The sequence below is a fragment of the Peptostreptococcus sp. D1 genome (assembly GCF_900112955.1).
Taxonomy (GTDB): domain Bacteria; phylum Bacillota; class Clostridia; order Peptostreptococcales; family Peptostreptococcaceae; genus Peptostreptococcus.
The window spans coordinates 77,960-99,190 of sequence record NZ_FONP01000004.1; the positions used below are offsets into that span (position 1 = coordinate 77,960).

The 21,231-nt window shown below is 34.1% G+C and carries 15 protein-coding genes; 2 read left to right on the plus strand and 13 right to left on the minus strand.

Annotation, left to right across the window (positions count from 1 at the left end; all coding sequences use genetic code 11):
- Positions 1 to 12 precede the first annotated feature (12 nt).
- The 4 genes from prdB to BM120_RS04805 form a co-directional block, all read right to left on the minus strand.
- Positions 13 to 744, minus strand: coding sequence for a D-proline reductase (dithiol) protein PrdB (gene prdB / locus BM120_RS04790; protein ID WP_091993719.1), 732 nt, complete (start codon positions 742 to 744; stop codon positions 13 to 15).
- A gap of 24 nt (positions 745 to 768) precedes the next feature.
- On the minus strand, positions 769 to 1,131 hold the full coding sequence (locus BM120_RS04795; RefSeq protein WP_091993721.1) for a CBO2463/CBO2479 domain-containing protein: 363 nt from the start codon (positions 1,129 to 1,131) through the stop codon (positions 769 to 771).
- Positions 1,132 to 1,169: 38 nt separating this feature from the next.
- A complete protein-coding gene (gene prdA, locus BM120_RS04800) occupies positions 1,170 to 3,083 on the minus strand; it encodes a D-proline reductase (dithiol) proprotein PrdA (protein ID WP_091993722.1) in 1,914 nt (637 codons plus the stop codon).
- A gap of 1,016 nt (positions 3,084 to 4,099) precedes the next feature.
- Complete coding sequence (locus BM120_RS04805; RefSeq protein WP_278335329.1) at positions 4,100 to 5,521, minus strand: sigma 54-interacting transcriptional regulator; 1,422 nt, start codon at positions 5,519 to 5,521, stop codon at positions 4,100 to 4,102.
- A gap of 358 nt (positions 5,522 to 5,879) precedes the next feature.
- Here BM120_RS04805 and prdC point away from each other — a divergent pair, with 358 nt between their 5' ends.
- Positions 5,880 to 7,202: a proline reductase-associated electron transfer protein PrdC gene (prdC, locus tag BM120_RS04810; RefSeq protein WP_091993725.1), complete on the plus strand. Its 1,323-nt coding sequence runs from the start codon at positions 5,880 to 5,882 to the stop codon at positions 7,200 to 7,202.
- Between the two features lie 135 nt (positions 7,203 to 7,337).
- Here prdC and selB read toward each other — a convergent pair whose 3' ends face one another.
- From selB to BM120_RS04835, 5 genes are all read right to left on the minus strand, one after another.
- Positions 7,338 to 9,227 (minus strand): selenocysteine-specific translation elongation factor, encoded by a 1,890-nt coding sequence (gene selB, locus BM120_RS04815; RefSeq protein WP_091993727.1) that lies wholly within the window; start codon positions 9,225 to 9,227, stop codon positions 7,338 to 7,340.
- Between the two features lie 9 nt (positions 9,228 to 9,236).
- Entirely contained in the window at positions 9,237 to 10,688 is a 1,452-nt protein-coding gene (gene selA / locus BM120_RS04820; RefSeq protein WP_091993729.1) for an L-seryl-tRNA(Sec) selenium transferase, read from the minus strand.
- Positions 10,689 to 10,720: 32 nt separating this feature from the next.
- Positions 10,721 to 11,773: a selenide, water dikinase SelD gene (gene selD / locus BM120_RS04825; RefSeq protein ID WP_091993731.1), complete on the minus strand. Its 1,053-nt coding sequence runs from the start codon at positions 11,771 to 11,773 to the stop codon at positions 10,721 to 10,723.
- Between the two features lie 199 nt (positions 11,774 to 11,972).
- Positions 11,973 to 12,959, minus strand: a complete 987-nt coding sequence (locus BM120_RS04830; protein ID WP_091993733.1) for an ornithine cyclodeaminase family protein — start codon at positions 12,957 to 12,959, stop codon at positions 11,973 to 11,975.
- 81 nt (positions 12,960 to 13,040) lie between these two features.
- A complete protein-coding gene (locus tag BM120_RS04835; protein ID WP_091993734.1) occupies positions 13,041 to 13,802 on the minus strand; it encodes a helix-hairpin-helix domain-containing protein in 762 nt (253 codons plus the stop codon).
- Between the two features lie 218 nt (positions 13,803 to 14,020).
- Here BM120_RS04835 and BM120_RS04840 point away from each other — a divergent pair, with 218 nt between their 5' ends.
- Positions 14,021 to 15,754 (plus strand): D-alanyl-D-alanine carboxypeptidase family protein, encoded by a 1,734-nt coding sequence (locus BM120_RS04840; protein ID WP_242941563.1) that lies wholly within the window; start codon positions 14,021 to 14,023, stop codon positions 15,752 to 15,754.
- Positions 15,755 to 15,879: 125 nt separating this feature from the next.
- On the opposite strand, the gene BM120_RS04845 is transcribed toward BM120_RS04840, so the two are convergent.
- The 4 genes from BM120_RS04845 to ilvA all read right to left on the minus strand — a co-directional run bounded on the left by BM120_RS04845 (position 15,880) and on the right by ilvA (position 21,111).
- Positions 15,880 to 16,203, minus strand: a complete 324-nt coding sequence (locus tag BM120_RS04845; RefSeq protein ID WP_091993737.1) for a DUF2325 domain-containing protein — start codon at positions 16,201 to 16,203, stop codon at positions 15,880 to 15,882.
- A gap of 194 nt (positions 16,204 to 16,397) precedes the next feature.
- Positions 16,398 to 19,073 (minus strand): cation-translocating P-type ATPase, encoded by a 2,676-nt coding sequence (locus BM120_RS04850; RefSeq protein ID WP_091993739.1) that lies wholly within the window; start codon positions 19,071 to 19,073, stop codon positions 16,398 to 16,400.
- Between the two features lie 357 nt (positions 19,074 to 19,430).
- A complete protein-coding gene (locus tag BM120_RS04855; RefSeq protein WP_091993740.1) occupies positions 19,431 to 19,808 on the minus strand; it encodes a RidA family protein in 378 nt (125 codons plus the stop codon).
- An 85-nt stretch (positions 19,809 to 19,893) separates the two neighbouring features.
- The gene (ilvA, locus tag BM120_RS04860; protein WP_091993742.1) at positions 19,894 to 21,111 is read right to left on the minus strand and encodes a threonine ammonia-lyase; all 1,218 of its coding nucleotides are present in this window, start codon (positions 21,109 to 21,111) and stop codon (positions 19,894 to 19,896) included.
- Between the last annotated feature and the right edge of the window lie 120 nt (positions 21,112 to 21,231).

A 21,231-nucleotide genomic window follows, 5' to 3' on the forward strand; every position in this document is an offset into this window, starting at 1 on the left:
GGTATCTAGTTACTAGATAGCTGCATGATATTCGAATGGCAATGGTACAATCTTACCAGCTGATGGAATAGCAATTAACTGTTCCAAAGTAGCTTTCAATATACCAGTCTGCATTTCAACATTGTGTGGTTCACCAGCATTTGCACCCATTGGAACCAATGGAGCAACCGCTCTTGGAGTACCGTTCTGTCTAACAACAGGTGGAAGAGCTGCTATTATTATTGTAGGTATACCAGCTTCTTCTATAGCTCTCTGCACGATCACGGCAGTTCTATGACAAGTACCTCAGCCAGCTGTCATAACAACGCCATCAACACCTTCTTCTTTCAGCTTAGCAGCGATTGCTGGACCAGTTTCGTTTGTGAAAACTTCCTGGTTACCACCACCACCCATGAAAGCATAGTGCATTGGTGCAACACCTTTGATAAATCCTTCCTTAGCAAGTTCGTGTAATCTTTCGATTGGGAACATGCAGTTTACGTCTCTGTTTACGTCAGAGTTATCGTATCCACCGTGAGATACCATTAGATCGTCTGGAGTTGCAGTATCTGGAACTGCTCTATATCCAGTATCTCCAGCAAGATTAAATCTTTCATCAGATTTCATATGAACACCAGCTGCAGTAGCCAATGCTATTACCATTTCATTTAACGGTTTTGTAACAGGAGCCCAAACTGGAGGAGGTGTGATTGGCACATATATCTCAGATTGAAGTCCTGGTACTGTAGTTAACTTACGACTCATTTATATTCTCTCCCTTCAAGTATTTTATAATTCTGGTTCTAATTTCTCGATTTTTTCATTTAATTCTTGTAGAATCCGTTTCTTTTCAAGAATTTCTCTTTCGAGTCTAGACAGATTTTCCAATTTTTTCTTTTCTTCAACTTTACGCTGACCTTCTAACTTTCTAATATACTCCTCATTGGGTTCAGGACTTAATACCTCTGGGTTACTTAACATAAACCCAACTTCTTGTCCCACTTGAGGATTGTAGTCAGAAATGAGCATTCTGTTCGGTATTTTAAATAGTCCAAGTCTACCCTTTAAGTCGATAGTAACAGCTCCTCCTTCTATTTTGGTGATAACACCTTCGTAATATTTTTCAGAGGAAATGTATTTTAGTCTTTCCATACTAACTCCTTTCGTTAGGTATTTGAACCTTTTAATACTTATTTTTCACCTTCAACAGGAGTATAAGTATCTTCAACTAAACCAGCTTCTATATCAGCTCTTTCGTATAGCTGACTTCTCTTTCTAGTCATGTTAAGTGAAGTTTCGTTTTCTTCAAGAGGAATCTTAATACCCAAAGTTTTTTCTATCGCATCGATATTGTTCAACTTAACGTTGTTATTCCATTTTCTCTCAGCAGCTTTAACTTCAACACCTTCTATAGCATTCTTTAGCATTGATATAATTCTGTATGCTTCTTCTGGTGCTAATGTATTATTTTCAAGTATTTCGTTTTCGATACCCTGTCTTGACTTGTTGTTGTCAACCATGTGAGTCATGTACTTATTACCAACAACTAGAGCACCCTGAACAGCACAGTAAGATACACCAACTACTGGAATTCCTCTCATTCCTATCTGTTCGATATGTGATGCAAAGTCTATATGGTTATTACCGAAACCTTCAGTAGTAACAACTGCACCATCAACTTCCATAGATTCTACTAGCATACCAAGTCTTCTTGATACATAGAATTTTTCTGAGTTAGCCTGTGGTGAACCAACAAATACAACACCTACTAGGTCGAATTCTTCATCATTCATTGCAAGAGTTACTAATGGCTCTCTCCAATAATGTCTAGACATTTCCTTAGAAGCAGGTCCTATACAAGTTAATGCATGGATACCACCATCTAATACTTCAAGTGGAGAAAGTACAACCGGAACGTTACCAAGGTCAACGTTTGGTCTAGCACCTAATGTACCAACTGGTTCAACTGGCAATATTAGGTTGTCATGCATTGCACCCTGTCCCATTATTTCCTTAACTATTACTATTTTCTTTCTTCCAGTTCTTCTAACCTGATCGATTACCTCAGTATTAACAACTAGAGATTCATCTTCAACAGCCTTTAGAGCTTCTCTGATTTCCTGAGTGATATAATCAAATGCCTTATGTGCTGCAAGAGGTCCTGGTCTTTCCATGTTAGTGCCTTCTTTGATAGTAACCTGACCCTTGATGAATATTTCACCAAAATCAGCAGCTCCTGGTCTTCCCCACATCATTGTAGTATCCATAGCACCTTCAGAAGAACCGAATTCACCAATCTGAACACCATTTGCATCTGTTCCAGTAAGTACCATTACAACACCATCAAGAACTCTTGTAACCCCTTCACCTAGCTCACCAGATTCCTTAGCTGCAATTGGCTGTAGATCAAGGATTGCTTCTGAGTATTCGTTATATCTATCTGGAGTGATTATATCCAATGATAAATCGTATACCAATTCTTCAGTAGCAACTGCTTCTGCACAAATTGATTCAGGATTTCTTATTGTAAGTGTAGTTCCATTAATTTCAGTCTTTTCACCGAAAACAACCTTATCTATTTTGTAGTGCTTCTTAGTAAGACTTCTAATTACTGTAGTCTTTTCTTCCTCAACTGGAGCTTCAGCTGTAGCAGCTGGCAAAGAAGAAGCAACAGCATTAGCAACTGCTCCACCACCTAAACCAGTAGGAATTTCTAAGCTTATTCCCTTACCTTCACCTATGTTGATTTTTATTACACCACCAACATTAGCTGACTGTACCTGAGGTGCAACAAAGCTTGCAACTGTTTCTTCTGCAGCTTCTTCCTCTACAACTTCCTCAGCAGATGGGTCAACATAGCCCTCAACATTATCAGTTGTCATTGGAGTAAGCGCATCCAAAGTTTCCTTTAATTTTGCACCTAAAACCTGACCTATAGTCAAGTAATTTTCTGGAAGCTCCAATAATCCAGAATCAATTAGATCTGGGAATATCGCTGGATCTTCAAGATTAGCAGCCTCAACTACTGTCCCTGCTTCAAATCTACAACAGCAGACTGCGGGATCATTAGCATGGGCTTTTGCTGTTTCATTAGTTATTGACATAGCAAAAAACCTCCTTAATATAATTTTTTATTATGTATTATGATATAAAAAGCATATTATTTAACGATGCACCTTTGATATTATTACTAATTTAATTTAATATTATTTAATACTACTATTTATGTGCTCATATGAGCTCAAGCTGCATCTACTAGTAAACAAATGTTTTTAATATGCTTATTAAACAAAACAAAAACTCAAGGTATATACCCATCATTCTAACAATTAAACAATTTAATTCGTTGTTAATTTAATAATGATTTATTACACCAATCAAAATGGCAGCACTACTAAATTCTACTCTGTATTTCTGCAAATACCTTTCTTTATATAAAATATTCAAAACCAACAACAAAACATATTATTAAATAATATACGAAAAATCACCAAGGATTTTTATGTATTTTAATTTATATTTTTATTATAGCAATAAATACATAAATAATAAATAGATTTTTTCTATAGTTAATATCGAAAACACTAAAATTGACTGTTTTCCGACACTATTTTTTGTTTTCTATTTGTATTTTAATAATCATCAATTCATATACGCAGCTTTATCAATGATTATATAGTTTTTATTTGTTATTTTTACTTAAAAAATATTATGTACAGTTTTTGAACATATGTCAATAAACCGACATTTTTTAGTTAGTTTTTCTAACCTTTTTTTTGATATTTTTTTCTATTTTTGTTCATTTTTCTTTCTTAACTAAACTAAGTTTGTTTTTTTTTGTATTAACTAATATTTATATATTTTTTTCACAAATTCACTTAAATTTTTAATTTATTTTCATTTTTCTTTTTTTAGAGCATCTTTTGTTGAAAATATTTACACATTTTGTTGTTTTTAACAATAATTTCCACAAAAAGTATTTTATAGTTGTTATAAAATTTCTTTATAGCTATTACAAGCAATCATAATAACTACTACAAGCAATCATAAATATCTATAAGAATATTCATATATCTAATCTCAAGTATAGTTATTTTCATATTAAAAAAACTCAAATAAATTATTCTATATTATAAGCATCTATTTTATAATATAGTGTAGTTCTAGGAATATTAAGTATTTTGGCAGCCTTACTCTTGTTTCCCTTTGAAATTTCTAGTGCCTCTATAATCTTATTAATCTCCAAGCGTTTAATTGCTTCATTCAGATCCATCGGATAAATTTCCATCTGTTTGTTTTTGTTTACGGAATCAAGAATATAATTCGGAATATCGTCAATATCAAGAGTCTTTTTAGATGTCAAGACAACCATATTTTCCACCGTACTCTTTAATTCTCTAATATTCCCCTTCCACTCGTGACGCTCAAGCACCTTGAAAGCATCCTTGCTAATTTTTAAAAAAGGCTTATTGTTTTCCTTACATTGCCTTTCGAGAAAATAGTAAATTAATAAGCCTATATCTTCCTTTCTTTCTCTCAAAGGAGGCAGATTTATTTCTACTACATCTAAATTATAGTACAAATCCTCTCTGAACGCTTCTTCTTCAACCATTTGAGCAAGATCCTTATTTGTGGCGGATATTATTCTTACATTAATAGTTATTTCTTCTGTTCCGCCTATCCTTCTGATTTTTTTTTCTCTCATAGTTCTCAAAAGCTTAACCTGCAAATTTAACGGTAGCTCGCTTACTTCATCCAAAAATACCGTCCCTCCATTTGCCAATTCAAATATTCCACTTTTGCCTGCCTTTACCCCACCACGAATAGCTCCCGGTGCTATACCAAAAAACTCACTTTCAAACAATTCAGGGGGAATAGCACCACAATTAACAGGAACAAATGTACCTTTTCGCTCACTATACTTATGAATTGCCCTAGCAAATACTTCCTTTCCAGTACCACCTTCACCCATAATCAATATTGAGCTATTTGTTTTGGCAACCTGCTTGGCAATATTTTTTGCCTTCACAATAGCCCTATTCTTACCTAGTATCTTGTCAAAATTATTCATTGATAGTGATTTCACTTCATTTTCTAAGAATTTGATTTTTTCTCTCGTAGCTTCTAGCTCTTTTGATAATTCATTGGCATCTATTATGTCAACCTCTGTACATATAACCCCAACAAATTCATCTTCGTAATAAACTGGATTTGCGTACACATATCCATATAGCTCCTGATCTTCAAAATCATGCTTTTGACTATAATATACATCACTCATAGCAACCTTTGTATTCAACACTCTCTCGGATATTGTATCTTCCAAAAAGTCGCTCATCTTTCTTCCCAGCATCTCGGAAGCAGGAATATTGTATCTCTCCTCCATAAAGGAATTCCATAAAATGACCACTCCATTTACATCAATCATCGAAATACCCTCATTTATTTGTTGAGTTATATTCAATAACGATTTAAATTTATCCAGCAAAATATCATGATTTTTGTCTATTTCTTCATTTATTACCAATGGTAAATCAAACAATCCAATCCTCACCTTTCACCAATAATATATTTATTACATTATATCAAAATATATATAAAATTGGTACTCAGGTAATCTTTTGTCGAACAAATTGACTTGTATCTTTGAACAATCATCTTGTTTAATCTAGTATATAAAGACAAAATTGCGCATAAATAAGCAGAATTTTTATTATTAATATTTTAACTTTCCTATTTTTACTTTAATTTTTCTCAATGTAATGCTATAATATGCCTATCAGCAAACAAAAATGCTTTTTTGAAAATATAAAATATACAACAAACAAAACATATATACAACAACATACTGTATTATTAATTTAAAAATTTCAAAAAAATATTTTTAGGAGGGCATGACTATGTCAAATTTTATTCATCTATTATTAAAGCAAAATATTGGTGCAAAGAATACTCCAGTTGTTAAGGTTGGAGACGAAGTAAAAAGAGGCCAGCTAGTTGCTGATTTTGAAGGTCTTGGAGCGTATTTGCATGCAAGTGTAGATGGTAAAGTTACTGAAATCACAGAAGATGAAATAGTAATTGAAGCAAATGAAGCTCAATCTGAGGATTATGTGAAGATTGAAAAGGGAGCAACAATAGCTGAAACTGTTAAAAATGCAGGTATAGTTGGTCTTGGTGGTGCTGGATTCCCTACTCATGTTAAGCTAGGAACTGATTTAGGTGGAACAGGATATGTACTATGTAATGCTGCAGAATGTGAACCTATACTTTCCCATAATATGGAGCAGCTACTTGCTGAGCCTGAAAAGCTTTTGAGAGGTATGAAGCTATGTATGGAAGCATGTAATGCTGCGCATGGTGTTTTCGCATTAAAGGAAGTACATGAAAAAGAAATATTGGCAATGCAAAAAGTCGTAGAAGCCGATGGAGACAAGAGAATTACTGTCAAAGCAATGCCTGACCTTTACCCAATGGGAGAAGAAAGAGCAGTAGTAAGAGAATGTCTTGGTATAGTTCTTGAAACAGATAAGCTGCCTTCTGCTGCAAATGCTGTTGTAATAAATTCAGAAACTATGTGTGCAATAGCTGATGCTGTTGATGAATTAAAACCACTAATCGAAAAGAATTTGACTGTTGCAGGTTACTTAAATACTGCAAATCAAATTGAAGTTTTTAGAAACGTTCCAATAGGTACAAAAGTTGGAGATTTAATCAATAGAGCAGGTGGATTGTTTAAATATGACAATTACGGTGAAATAATAATGGGTGGACCTTTCACAGGAAAGAGCACTTCTCTTGATGCGCCAATAGTTAAAGCTACTGGTGGTATATTGGTTACAAAACCATATCCAAAGGATACTAGAAAAATGGGTATTCTAGTATGTGCATGTGGTGGTAACGAAGATAGATTAAGAGAAATCGCTGGTTACATGGGTGCTGAGGTTGTAGGTGTTCAGAAATGTAAGCAGGCCATTGAAGGAAAAGGTGGAGTTTTGAAATGCGAAAATCCAGGACATTGTCCAGGGCAGGCTGAAAAGATGCTTAACCTTAAGAAAGCTGGTGCTCAGACAGTTATCATTTCTAACTGTACTGACTGCACAAACACTGTAATGGGAGTTGCTCCAAAGATGAACATACCAGTATATCATGAAACAGACAACATACTAGAAACAATGCATATTGAAAAAATTAGATTCTTAAAAGATGGTCAGAAAAAATAATTAATATTGACTTGACATTCAAGTAAAGTGACCCTTGGCGATAGTATAACGAATCGCTAGGGTCACTTTTTATAACCACTATAGATGTTTTTTACGATTAATATCGATTAATAAATTATTTTACGTACTTTCCTACTAATAGAGTATTCTCTTATTCTCTACTCTTTTAGTAATTTTCTTCTTATCAAAGCTTTCTAATATAAGCATACTAATCTTTCTGCTAGAATTCATCATATCTCTAAATTCACCAAGGCTTATTTCACCATTTTTATTAATATAGTCAATCAGTTTTTTCTTGGCTTTCTCATACAGCTCTGTAGCAATAATATTTTCATCATCCAAAAGCTCGAGCTCAGCACCTATCATGGAATCAAGCACGCTTTTTTTCTTTTTGTCATTTTTGCAAATATCTTCAATTGTAGATATATCTTCGTATCCATTTTTATTTAATTCTGATAAAATCTGATTTTTTATTGAAATTTCCTCTTCATTCAACTCAACCTTGAAATCAAACAGAGAAACTGTATTATCAATTATCTTTATTTGACCATCAGCCTGTACCAGATCCAAAAATGAATCAATATCCTTAATTTTAAAGCTTGATTCTACCTTTGTGCCTGCTTCTTGCTTTGGCATACCTACTCTAAGATTATTTTCCTCATGATATTTTTTCAAAATTCTTAGAAGCTTACTCTTAAGTAATCTGTAGTATTCCTCATGAACTATTTTGCCGTTAATTTCTACAGTCTTATTTTCTGAACTCAATTCACTTAACAAATTCTCAATTCTCGCTTTATCAACGCCAACATATGCCATCATATCCTGAGTTTTGGGGAATTTATAAGAATTGTTTTTCAAATATATGTCCAAAATAAGCTTTTCATCTCCAGATTCCTTAATTCTCAAATCCTCTAATATTTTTTTTATATCCTTGTTGATGCTATGCTTTACATTAGATACATCCACTATAACGCCTCCACCAATTGTGTCCATTGGCGAATAAGTCCTTATAACAAACGGATCCATCTTTTTACAAACAATCCTTTCTTCAAGTCTCAATTGGACGAAGCCTTCATCTCCAGCCTTCATATTTTCATTTTCCAATGGTACCGCCCTACACAAAATTTCTTTTGTTCCGTGATAAAGCTTTAATCTATCCCAATTTTCAAGCTTGCATCCTTCGTGATTCAACAATTTAATTTTCACATCAAGCATCATTGATTCCAGCATTGAATCAGATGCCGCAAGAATATCTCCTCTTTCGATGTCGTTTACCCTTACACTAGAAAGATTGATTGCCGTTCTCTGACCTGCATAAGCTAAATCTACATTCTCACTATGAACTTGGATATTTCTTACTACAACCTTTTTGCGACTAGGGTAAATTTCAAGCTCATCATTAACCTTTATTATACCTTCAATAATAGTCCCAGTTACAACTGTTCCAAATCCTTTTATTGAAAATACCCTATCGATATTTAAACGAGGAGGAAGCGTTGTATTTTTTTCTTCAACTTCTTCACTCATCTCATCAAGCTTTTCTATTAATTCTGGAATCCCCCTTTTTGAAAGAGAATCTACCCTCAACACCTCTACTCCATCAAGAAAGGTACCTTTTAGCCCCTCCTTTATATCATCTTCAGCCAGCTCCAGCATCTCATCATCGACCATATCACATTTTGTCATAACTACAAGACCTTTTTTTATTTTTAAGTACGAAAGAATATCAATATGCTCTATCGTCTGCGGCATCATTCCTTCATCTGCTGCGACAACCAAAACAACCATATCCAAACCAGAGGCACCTGCCAACATATTTTTTATGAATTTTTCATGCCCTGGAACATCAACTATTCCAACTCTTTTTCCACTAGGAAGATCAAAATACGTAAATCCCAGATTGATCGATATTCCTCTTTTTTTCTCTTCTTCCAACGTATCTGTTTCTCTTCCAGTCAATGCCATGATTAGACTGGTCTTACCATGATCTATATGACCAGCAGTACCAACAACAATATGCTTCATATATCCTCCCTATTTTTCCAGTAATATATTTTCAATTTCTTTTGCTATATCTTCAAATTGAGATTCAAAAATAGTTCTGCAATCCAACACATATTTTTCATCATAAACCCTTGCGATAATATGAGATTTTGACAATCTTAGAGCCTCCTCAAATTTATTTAAGCTCATAGCTTTTGTTTTTATGACCACTGCAAATGAATCCAATTCCTCAGTAGGCATAGATCCACCACCAACCTGACCAACACATTTTTCAATATATAATTCAAGTCGTTCAGACAATCCACAGTTTGAGTTTTCAAGCCTTGTTCTAATTTGATTATATAGCTTTTTTGCTTTTTCTTCAATCTCGTCTATTGTATATGTCAGCATTCTCAATGTAGGTATTTCCTTCACAGCTCTTTCTTCATCAAGATAGAGGCGCAGTGTTGCCTCTAATGCTGCAATTGTCATTTTATCAACTCTCAATGCTCTTGTAAGCTGATTTTTCTTCATTTTTTCGATGTATTTCTTCTTACCGACAATAATACCAGCCTGAGGACCTCCTAGCATTTTGTCACCACTAAAGCTTACAATATCTACACCCCTTTTTAAAGAATCATTTACTGTTGGCTCGTAAGTCATACCATACTTTGACAAATCTACAAAAACTCCGCTTCCCAGGTCTTCAACAACAGGAATATTGTATTTATCACCCATTTCTCTCATTTCTTCTAATGACACACTCTCAGAAAAACCGACTATTCTATAGTTACTCGTATGAACCTTCATCAATACCTTTGTATTTTCATTTATGGCATCCTCATAGTCTGAGTAATGTGTTTTGTTTGTAGATCCAACCTCTATCAATTTTGAACCACTAAGCGCCATAATGCTCGGAATTCTGAACGCTCCACCAACTTCAACCAACTCGCCTCTTGAAACAATTGCTTCTCCACCTTTTGCAAGTGTACTTAGCACCAATAATACTGCAGCAGCATTGTTATTAACAACCAACACAGCCTCTGCACCTGTAATCTTTTTTATCATATCTGCCAAATGCGAATATCTCGATCCTCTTGCACCTTTCTCAATATCATATTCTAGATTTGAATATCTGGAAGCTATATCCCACAGCTCATCCTTTATCGATTCACTCAACAAGGATCTACCTAAATTTGTATGGACAACTATACCTGTTGCATTTATCACTTTCTTTAATGAAAGCTCAAACGACTTATTAGAAAGGAATATAGCTCTATTGACCACATCCTCATTACTTAGTTCAAAATTCTCCACAATCCTATCATCAAGTGAAATAATTTTTTTTCTGTAATACTCAATTGCTTCTCTAACAGAGTCAACCACTGTACTTCTAGGTATTTTAGCAAACACTTCTTCAATCTTTTTCTCATTTAATATCTCGTCAACTGAAGGTAATTTTGCAAATAAACTTCTCTTATTCTTTGTTTTACTTTCGCTCATCACTTATTCTCCAATGTTTAATTTTCTATAATCTAATAAACTATTACAAATTTATCTTCTTTTTCTACTACCTCTCCCACTATTTCTGCACAAATTGATCCATTTTCTAGCATATCCTTGCACATATCCTCTGCATATTTAGCAGGCAATGACACTAGCAATCCACCAGACGTTTGAGGATCATGTAAAATATCCGAAAGAGCCTCCTCTATATTTTCTGATATGATTACATCATCCTGTACATATCCCATATTTTTGTAAGCACCCTCTGGAATAATTCCCATTCTTGCAAAATCTAATGCCTGATCCATGATTGGAATAGCCTTTGAGTCTAGCCTTATTGTTACATTTGATGCCTTCGCAACCTCCAATGTGTGCCCAAGCATTCCAAAGCCCGTAATATCTGTAGCAGCATTTACTGGAAACTTTTTAAAGCTCATTGCAGCATACTTGTTAAGATGTGACATCACAGTAGTCACATAATCTGCAATCCTACTATCCACCAAGCCAGGCTTCATGGCTGTATTCATAATACCTACACCCAATGGTTTTGTCAATATCAACTTATCGCCAGCTTTTGAAGTAGAATTAGCAAGCACCTTATCTGGATGAACAACTCCCGATACCGATAACCCGTATTTTGGCTCCTTGTCATCAACAGTGTGTCCACCGACTAATAAGCACCCACTTTCATTCACTTTATCCGCCCCTCCTCTAAGTATTTCACCTAAAATCTCCATATCATGACAGGCTGGAAAGCAGACTATATTCATTGCAACAGTTGGCTCACCACCCATTGCATACACATCTGACAATGCATTAGCTGCTGCGATTTGACCAAACATATATGGATCATCTACCATCGGTGTAAAGAAATCCAGAGTCTGTATCAGTGCAATATCATCTGTCAGCTTGTATACTGCCGCATCATCAGCAGTGTCTAATCCAACTATTAGGTTTTTCATTTTATCACTAGTATTTTGGGGTAATTTCGAAAGAACTGAAGCCAGCTCTTCTGGTCCTATCTTAGCTGCTCAACCACCAGCACTTGTCATATCTGTCAATTTCAATATCTCTTTTGCCATTTTTTCTCCTTTATCGCTTCTATTTTCTAATATTATTTCAATTCTCTAATATTATTTCTAAAAATTATTATATTTTATAATTATAAATTATTATCAATGACAGTAATCTCAATTTTTATCAATGACAATACCTTTAAATTAACTAGAAAGGGGACAATATCAAATGACAATATCCCCTCAAAACTCAACTATTAATAAACTATACTTGCTTTCCAACACCTTTTTCCACAGCCCTTTTATAGATTAATTCTCCTGTCACCAAATCTTGAACACTTATTCCTACAGATTTGAAAACTATTATTTCATCATCATTTTCTCTTCCGATTAGCTTTCCATTTATAAAATCGCCAATATCTCCTGTAAATCTATCTTCAGAAATTATTCCGTTTTTTAAAGGCGTAATAAAACAGCCTGCCTCCGACAAAACTGCATCCTTTGAGTCGAAATATATTTTGTCAGCCTTCAATAATGTCTTTTCATCTATTTCATGCATGGCTGGCGTATATGAACCAATCCCACTTATCAAGGCTCCTTTTTTAATTAAATCACCATCGATTACAGGAACCTCCGAAGTAGTAGCTAGAACAATTATATCCGCACCATCCAAAGCACTTTCTCTGTCGCTAACAGCAACTATTTTTATCAAATCAGTTCCATATTTTTTAATCATTTTGTCTACAAACTTCACTCTATTATTCTTGTTTCTACTATATACCCTAATTTCTTCAATCGTATCACAAGCTGATAAAATTGCATCAAACTGCGACTCTGCCTGTCCACCTGTACCAAACAAACAAGCTATTTTCGACCCTTTTCTACCAAAAAGACTTATTGCAGCACCTGTTGAAGCACCTGTTCTCAATTCTGTTACATAGGTTCCGTCCAATATAGCTTTCAATATACCAGTTTTATCATCGACCAGCATTACTGTTCCAGAAATAGAAGGAAGTCCATGCTTATCATTATTTGGAAACACTGAGACAGCCTTCAATCCAGCAACACCCAAATCTCCAACATATCCAGGCATAAATAAAATATTACCCTTCTCTGATTTGGATTCAAAATTAATCCTCAAAGGTGATTCACCCTTACCATCACTAAAAACAGAATAAGCAATCTTATCAGCCTCAATTGCATCCCTCATATCAAAAACATTTTTTATATCGTCTCTATCTAAGAAAAGCATACTATATCCTCCCATTAATAAATCGTAATAATTACTTTAATTATACCATATCGATAATAACAATCCAATTATTTTAAATTTCTAATTCACTCCTATATATTCTTTCATATTTTCAAATTTTTTATCACCAATTCCACTTACTTTTTTTATATCCTCGATTTTTTCAAATTTGCCCAGTTTTTCTCTATAGTCTATTATTTTTTGTGATGTCGCCGGTCCAACTCCTGGTATTTTTTCTAGCTCTTCTGGAGCTGCAGTATTTATGTTTACCTTTAAACTACTCGTATTATCATTATTTTTCTGTAAAGAACTCCCAGAATCTCTTTCAAAATTATGGTTTTCCCCACCGACATTTCCCGGCACGACAGACTGCTGATTGCTTTCCTGCTCCCCTACAATCGGAATAACATAGTGTTGCCCATCCTCTAATATCATCGCTAGGTTTATCTTATTATAATCCGCATCCTTTGATAAGCCCCCCAACTTTTTCACTGCATCGTCTAACCTACTGCCCATTTTTAAGGATATTACACCTGGATTTGAGATTGCCCCTGTAATATAAACTGTAATATCTTTGTCTAATGTCTTACTGCTATTCTCTTTTTTAACAATATCATTCTGAGAACTGTCGCTTTGACCTTCAAATCTCAAAGCTTCATCATGGCTTTCATTTGATGAATTGACCCCATGCCCTTCAATCAAATATCTGTTCCCAAAAACCGAATTTAGTTGTGGAAAAATTATCTTTATCAACACTATTGTCAATATTAGACCAGTCAAAACAACTTTTTTCACACCTATTTCTACAATCTTATCTTTAATCATTTTTTTGTATCTTTCCATAGTAAACCACACCTCTTTTTTGTATTATTAATATTATAGACACAAAGAAATGATTTTTAATTATTCTTGTGGAATTTTTTTCAAGCTTTATGGTATACTAGAAAGTAGTACTGTATTGAACTAATATTTAAATTTATTTTTTGAAAATATAGTACGAAATTAAACTATTTATTATTTTTCTTGGAAAGGAGCAGATATCAAATTATCTGATTATTTATATGAAAAAAATAGCTTCAAAATTGATTATACTGGTGTCAACGATAACGTTATTTTCGACATCAACGATTTTATCTTTTGCCGAGATCAAAGAATTTGACAATCTAAAAGCAAAATACGTGGTCCTGATGGATTATGATTCTGGAAAAATTTTATACGAAAAAAATTCTGATAATAAGATTTATCCTGCATCTACAACAAAAATATGGACTGCATTTTGCGTTATAGAAAAGACAAAAGACCTAAATGAACAAATAGAAATAAAAGATATGCCAGAGGTAGACGGTTCAAGCATGTATCTTGAAAACGGAGAAAAATTCACTGTAAATGAACTCCTTGAATCATTGTTAATACACTCCTCTAATGATGTTGCCTATGTTTTGGCAAAGCATTTTGGTGGCGGAAAGCCTGAAAAATTCATAGATTTTATGAATGAGGAAGCAAAGAAATATGGAGCAAAAAAAACACATTTCAACAATCCTCATGGCTTGCCGGACGAAAACCACTACACAACTGCAAAGGACATGACAATTTTATCAAGAGTAGCTTACGGAGATAATCTGATAAAAAGCATAGTCGCAAAGAAAGCTGTAAAATTCAAGGTAAGCAACACCTGTAAGGTTGAACGAACACTGATAAATAGTAATAAATTTTTGACCTCAACAGATTATATGGACTATAAGGGAAAACAAACACCTATAAAATACGACATCGTCGATGGAATAAAGACAGGCTATACTGACGATGCTGGGAATTGTTTGGTTTCAACCGGTGAAAAAGCTGGAATAAGAATGATCTCATCGGTATTTTTCGCTCCATCTGGAAATTTATATCATGATTCCAGGACACTATTGGATTATGGGTTCGACAACTTCAAAACAATCACAATATTTGATAAAAAAGATTTAATCGGCGAAAAAAACATCAAATTTGCTTCGCCTAGCAAGGTTAAGTTTTCGCCTGCAAATAGCTTTAGTGTTACGCAGGATATAAATGAAAAAATAAATACAAGCGATTACACAAAAAAGTTTGACTTTGACAAGCTTGATTTACCTGTTAAAAAGGGGGATGTAATTGGAACAATGAATATTTATCAAAAAACCAATATGGTTTCCAGCATAGCCTTGATTGCTGAAAATGATGTTAATTCATATTGGGATATCATCAAATCAAAAATACCTTTCCTAAACGATGAAAATAAAAATTCTAGTAAGGACAACTCAGATTCCACAAATGATACCTCAGCTTCCGATTCATCATCAAATGATAAATCTTCAAAAACTAATTCAAATAAATCTAATGCTGATAAGAAAAATGAAGCTGGAATCGTAAACAAAGTAGTCAACAGTGGAAAGACAGTGAAATCTGAAATAGAAAATTCAGCCCATGGTATTTGGGGAATCCTTAAGGAAATAAGACTATTCTTCACAAATACATTCGGAGGTGGCTTTTCTACATTTGAAAAAAGTCATTTTTATAAGTTTTTGGACAATGAAATCTCATCGAAGGTAAGAATAATTCCTTCAAAATACATAATTATTGGTGTACCTGTAATTGTAATTCTCCTATTCCTAATATTAATAATCGGAATACTAAAAGATGCGATACTTGCAAGACTAGGTACAAGAAAAGATAAAAATGACACCAAAGCAAATAAATTAAAAGACGCCGATAATAATTCATCCGATAATAATTCTGATGCAATTAATACTGAGGATAGCAACTCGGACAAATAATAAAATAAACCTCGGACAAATAATTACTAAAAATATTGACACAAAATAGAAGCGGTAGCATATTTGTATTATTACAAATTTTGCTACCACTTCTTTGGTTAAACTAGCTTAACCACATTTTTATATTAATTATTCTTGCATCTTTTACAATTTTCACAATTGCCCAAACAAACATTTATTTCGTTGAGACATTCCGAAAAAGCCACCTTACTACTATTCTTGTGTCTAAAAATTGGAATATTCATCTTTTTCGCTTGGTTTTCAACAATTTTTGTCAGCTTATGTGAAACTGTAGAAGTCATTATTATAATAGCATCAGGACTTCCAATCGAATTTTTTACTTGACTGGACATAGTAGTATATATCTTTGGTTTAAATCCCATATTCTTCGCCATTTTATAGTAATCTTTTTCCATTCTTTCATGTCCACCAATAACTAATAGACCCATAATCATTCCCCCTTAAAACACTAGCAAATTATCTCCCAAGTCCCAAATAATGATTGTCTTACCTGAGACTATTTTTCTAAAATAACAAGGATGATAATGATTATCATCCTTGTTAATATAATAAAATATTTCATCCAATTTGTCAATATATAATTGAGAATAATTTTTATTTATTTTTATTATCTATTATTTTATTAACTATTTTTTCTTATTATCTTCACAGCTTCCATACACACAACTGAAGCCAATGCTAGTCCTAATGAGGTCAATAAATTTATCATAGAAAATTCTGCTGGTATCATAAATATCGGTCTGACTGATGGAAGTAATACCACTCCAAGTAACACCAAACAAACTAACACTGCCATCAATACATACTTGTTAGTGAAAAAACCAATACTAAAAAAAGTATTAAAATCAGATCTACAGGCAAAGGTTTGAAAAGTTCTAGATAACAGCAATGTTGTAAATGCCATTGCCACGCCCATCTCTGGAGATACTTTCATACCTATAAACTGAGCAAAAATTGCTGCAACACCTACAAATACGCCTCTGGAAAGTATCGCCTGCAAAGTTCCTCCGCCCAAAAGTCCTTCTTTTTTATCTCTTGGAGGTCTGTTCATCACTCCTTTTTCAACACTCTCCATACCCAATGCTATTGCAGGTAATGAGTCATTGACCATATTAATAAATATCAACTGCAGAGCTGTATAAGGATTTGACCAATCGGCAAATACTGCAAACAATATCGATATTATCGCCCCCAAGTTCCCTGAAAACAAATATGTAATTGATTTCTTGATGTTGCTATATACAGTTCTACCAACTTCAACTGCATCCACAATACTTGCAAAGTTATCGTCAACCAACACCATTGCAGATGCGTCTTTTGCAACCTCAGTACCACTTCCCATAGCAATACCAATATCTGCATTTTTCAACGCTGGAGCATCATTTACTCCATCACCCGTCATTGCAGTCACTTTATTTTTCTTCTGCCATGCACCCACAATTCTAATCTTATTTTGTGGAGATACTCTTGCATATACGCTGATTTTTTCAAGATTCTTATCTAATTCTTCATCAGACAAGTCATCCAGCTCTTGACCTGTGAAAGATAAATCTCCATCCTCAAATATTCCAATTTCTTTACCGATAGCGACTGCAGTAGTTTTGTGATCCCCTGTTATCATTATCGGTTTTATTCCAGCATTTTTAGCTTTTGAAACTGCATATATAACTTCTTTTCTTGGTGGATCTATCATAGCAATCAATCCGATAAATACAAAATTACCTTCAAAATCGACGTCTAATATTTCATCGTTGAATTCCTTATATCCAAAAGCCAATACCCTAAGTGCATTTTTTGAGTATTCTTCATTTTGATTTTTTATAGCTTCAAATATTTCAGGACTCATGTCAACAACTCTTTCACCCATCAATGCTTTTACGCTTCTAGATAAAACTATATCTGGAGCACCTTTGGTGAACATAATATTTTTACCATTTATTTTATGAGCTGTAGACATCAGTTTTCTATCAGAATCAAAAGGTATCTCCTGTATTCTAGCAAATGTATTTCTCACTCTATTTGTTGTGTAACCCATTTTATCTGAAAATACTGTCAGCGCAACCTCAGTTGGATCACCAATTTCTAGCCCATCTTCACTGACGGTCGAATCATTACATAGTGCAGCTGCATAATTTAGCATCATTTCAGAGGTAAATTTCTCAAAATTTATATCCTTAAGAGCAGTTTTATTTTCAACATCTCTAGAAATAAGAGTACTTCCATCATATGTAAAATATTTTACTGCTGTCATTTTGTTCATCGTAAGAGTTCCTGTTTTATCAGTACAGATAACCGATGTAGATCCCAAAGTTTCGACAGCTGGCAGCTTCCTTATTATAGAGTTCTTATTCGACATAGTTTTTGTTCCAACAGACAACACTATCGTAACGATTGAGGATAGTGCCTCTGGAATTGCTGCAACTGCAATTGCAACAGCAAACATAAATGAATTTAACACTACTGCCTTTATATCCTGACCAGTTGGATGAGTCAATGCTCTAAATACCTGTATCGCAAATATCAACAAAGAAATCACTACTATTGCAACTCCTAGCCTTTTTGAAAAGCTTTCAATATTTGATTGCAGTGGAGTTTGCTTCATATCTGTATTTTCAAGAAGATCAGCAATTTTACCTATTTCTGTAGCCATACCAATTTCCGTACACACGTACCTTGCTCTTCCATTTACCACCATTGATGTTGAATACACCATATTGCCCCTATCACCAACCGTACAATCTTCATTAAGCTCATGAATAAATTTTTCAGTCGGCTCGGATTCACCTGTCAGCATACCTTCAACTATCTTTAATGATTCAGCCTCTAATAACCTACCATCCGATGGAACATAATCACCTGCTTCAAGCAATACAATGTCACCAGGTACAATTTCTTTTGAAGAAATCGTCATCTTTTCACCATCTCTTATTACCTTTGCACTAGGTACAGACATCTGCTTAAGACTGTTGATGGATGATTCCGCCTTTTTAGTCTGAATAGTTCCCAGGACAGCATTTAATATAAGCACCAAGAAAATAATAAGCGATTCCATCACAGATCCCGTTATTATTTGTATAACAGCTGCTACAATCAAGATTATCACCATCGGATCCTTAAAGCTTTCCATGAATATTTTCCAAGTAGGATCTGATTCTTTTTCCCTCAATTCGTTTTTACCGAATTTTTCTTGCCTTTTTTTAGCTTCATCACTTGACAGACCAGAAATATTTGAGTTAAATATTTCTACAACTGAATCTGAATCCATCAAATAATACTTTTTGTCTTTAATAGAATTCATTTTGCTTTGTTCCTCCAAAAAATTTTAAAATAATAATAAAAAGCCTCAATAGCAAGACCTTCAAAATAAACCCACATCAAGGTTTATTCTGAAGGTCTTGCTATCAAGGCTATCCTTGTCCATTAACCGAGCTTTCGCTGTACTGACGACTAACAGATATACAATAATTGTATAGTGCTACTCCCCTTCATTACTTGATAAGTATACCATCAAAAATATACTTTTGTCAACAAAAAAGACTACTAAATTCCATGATATATTTCATAGAAAATAATAGTCTCTTTACTTCTAGAGCTCCTATAAAAATCATTAAATTCCAAAACACAAATAATAAAGCTTACGCTATTTAATGATAAGCTACAGTACAACTAATACCTCAACTTCAACCTTTGCTCCCTTTGGTAATTCTTTAACCGCAACACAAGATCTTGCTGGCTTGTGATCACCAAAGAAATCAGAATAAACTTCGTTCACAGCACCAAAATCCGCCATATCTACCAAGTAAACAGTAGTTTTAACTATATTAGTTAAGTCAGCACCAGCTTCAGTAACCACAGCCTTAACGTTCTTTAATGACTGCTCAGCTTGAGCCTTTATATCACCTTCAACTAATGCGCCAGTTTCTGGAACTAATGGAATCTGTCCAGAACAATATACTACATTACCTGCCTTTATTGCCTGTGAATATGGTCCAACAGCAGCTGGAGCCTTATCTGTGAAAATAACCTCTGACATAAATTTTTCCTCCTAAAAATCACTTTATCTTTCACAATAATTATAACACTTTTTTAATTATCAATACAATAAAAATATGTTTTTTTTATATAAATTCTACTTTTATTCCGTTCTCTATAAAATCTGATTTAATTCTATTAATTTGGTCGAAATCTATTGTTTCTATTGTTGCTTCAACTATTTGTTTTTTAACAAATTTTCCCTCTGCCAGTTTTTCCTGAGAAATATTCAATATATTAGCTCCATTATTTGCTATTATTGAAACCAATTTAGACAACGAGCCTGGCACATCAGGTATTTCGGCAATAAAGCTTATCCTTCTTCCTTGTTTTTTCAATGCAACACTTATTATTCTATAAAGAGTGTTTATGTCAATATTGCCACCAGAAACAACGCAAACGATATTTTCCCCTTTCTTTGGAACGTATTTACCAGAAATCAAAGCAGCAGTACTCACTGCACCAGCACCTTCAGATACCAATTTCTGATTTTCCATCATAAACAAAATGGCCTCTGCTATCTCCTCTTCTGTAACTGTTATAATCTGATCCACGTTCTTTGAAATAATATCAAATGTCAAATCTCCAGGAGTCTTTACTGCAATACCATCTGCAATAGTTATATCGTTGAATGCTGAGGTTACCTTCCCTGCTCCAAATGATACCTTCATTGAAGGAATATTTGCTGTCTGAACACCAATAATTTTGATATCTGGATTCAATCCCTTTAACGCTGTTGCAACACCAGCTATAATACCACCTCCGCCGATTGGTACTATAACAGTATCTACCTCTCCGTTTCTCTGCTCGAATATTTCGAGACCTATTGTTCCTTGTCCTGCAATTACGTATTTATCGTTAAATGGATCCAAAAATGTTGCACCTGTTTCAGCTTGTAGCTCCTTAGCCTTTGCCAATGCATCATCATATACATTACCGTTTAAAACGACGTTTGCTCCATAGCTCTTTGTAGCTGCTACCTTTGATATAGGAGCGTTTGCAGGCATACATATAGTCGCTTTAATTCCAGCTTGTTTCGCCCCCAATGCCACACCTTGAGCATGGTTTCCGGCACTTGATGCTATAACGCCATGTGATTTTTCTTCTTCAGTCAAGCTCGCAATCTTATTGCAAGCACCTCTCACTTTAAAAGAACCTGTTCTCTGCAGGTTTTCGCACTTATAAAATACTCTGGCACCAGTTTTTTCAGACAATCTAACGTTCTCAAGAATATCGGTTTCAAGAATGATATCCTTTATTACCTCTCTAGCTTCTTGAATGTCTTTCAAAGTTACTTTTTCCATGATATACCACCCTCTCTTTGATTATTAATATTATTAATAATTTTATACACTAATACTGCGCATAGTCAAAGCTCTACGCAATATTAATACATAATAAAATCATACTAAACCAATTAGATA

Coding starts and splice junctions, on each gene's coding strand:
- BM120_RS04795 (WP_091993721.1), bottom strand. CDS start 1,131: ATGGAAAGACTAAAATACATTTCCTCTGAAAAATATTACGAAGGTGTT.
- prdA (WP_091993722.1), bottom strand. CDS start 3,083: ATGTCAATAACTAATGAAACAGCAAAAGCCCATGCTAATGATCCCGCA.
- prdC (WP_091993725.1), top strand. CDS start 5,880: ATGTCAAATTTTATTCATCTATTATTAAAGCAAAATATTGGTGCAAAG.
- selB (WP_091993727.1), bottom strand. CDS start 9,227: ATGAAGCATATTGTTGTTGGTACTGCTGGTCATATAGATCATGGTAAG.
- selA (WP_091993729.1), bottom strand. CDS start 10,688: ATGAGCGAAAGTAAAACAAAGAATAAGAGAAGTTTATTTGCAAAATTA.
- BM120_RS04830 (WP_091993733.1), bottom strand. CDS start 12,959: ATGCTTTTCTTAGATAGAGACGATATAAAAAATGTTTTTGATATGAGG.
- BM120_RS04835 (WP_091993734.1), bottom strand. CDS start 13,802: ATGGAAAGATACAAAAAAATGATTAAAGATAAGATTGTAGAAATAGGT.
- BM120_RS04840 (WP_242941563.1), top strand. CDS start 14,021: ATGAAAAAAATAGCTTCAAAATTGATTATACTGGTGTCAACGATAACG.
- BM120_RS04845 (WP_091993737.1), bottom strand. CDS start 16,203: ATGGGTCTATTAGTTATTGGTGGACATGAAAGAATGGAAAAAGATTAC.
- BM120_RS04850 (WP_091993739.1), bottom strand. CDS start 19,073: ATGAATTCTATTAAAGACAAAAAGTATTATTTGATGGATTCAGATTCA.
- BM120_RS04855 (WP_091993740.1), bottom strand. CDS start 19,808: ATGTCAGAGGTTATTTTCACAGATAAGGCTCCAGCTGCTGTTGGACCA.
- ilvA (WP_091993742.1), bottom strand. CDS start 21,111: ATGGAAAAAGTAACTTTGAAAGACATTCAAGAAGCTAGAGAGGTAATA.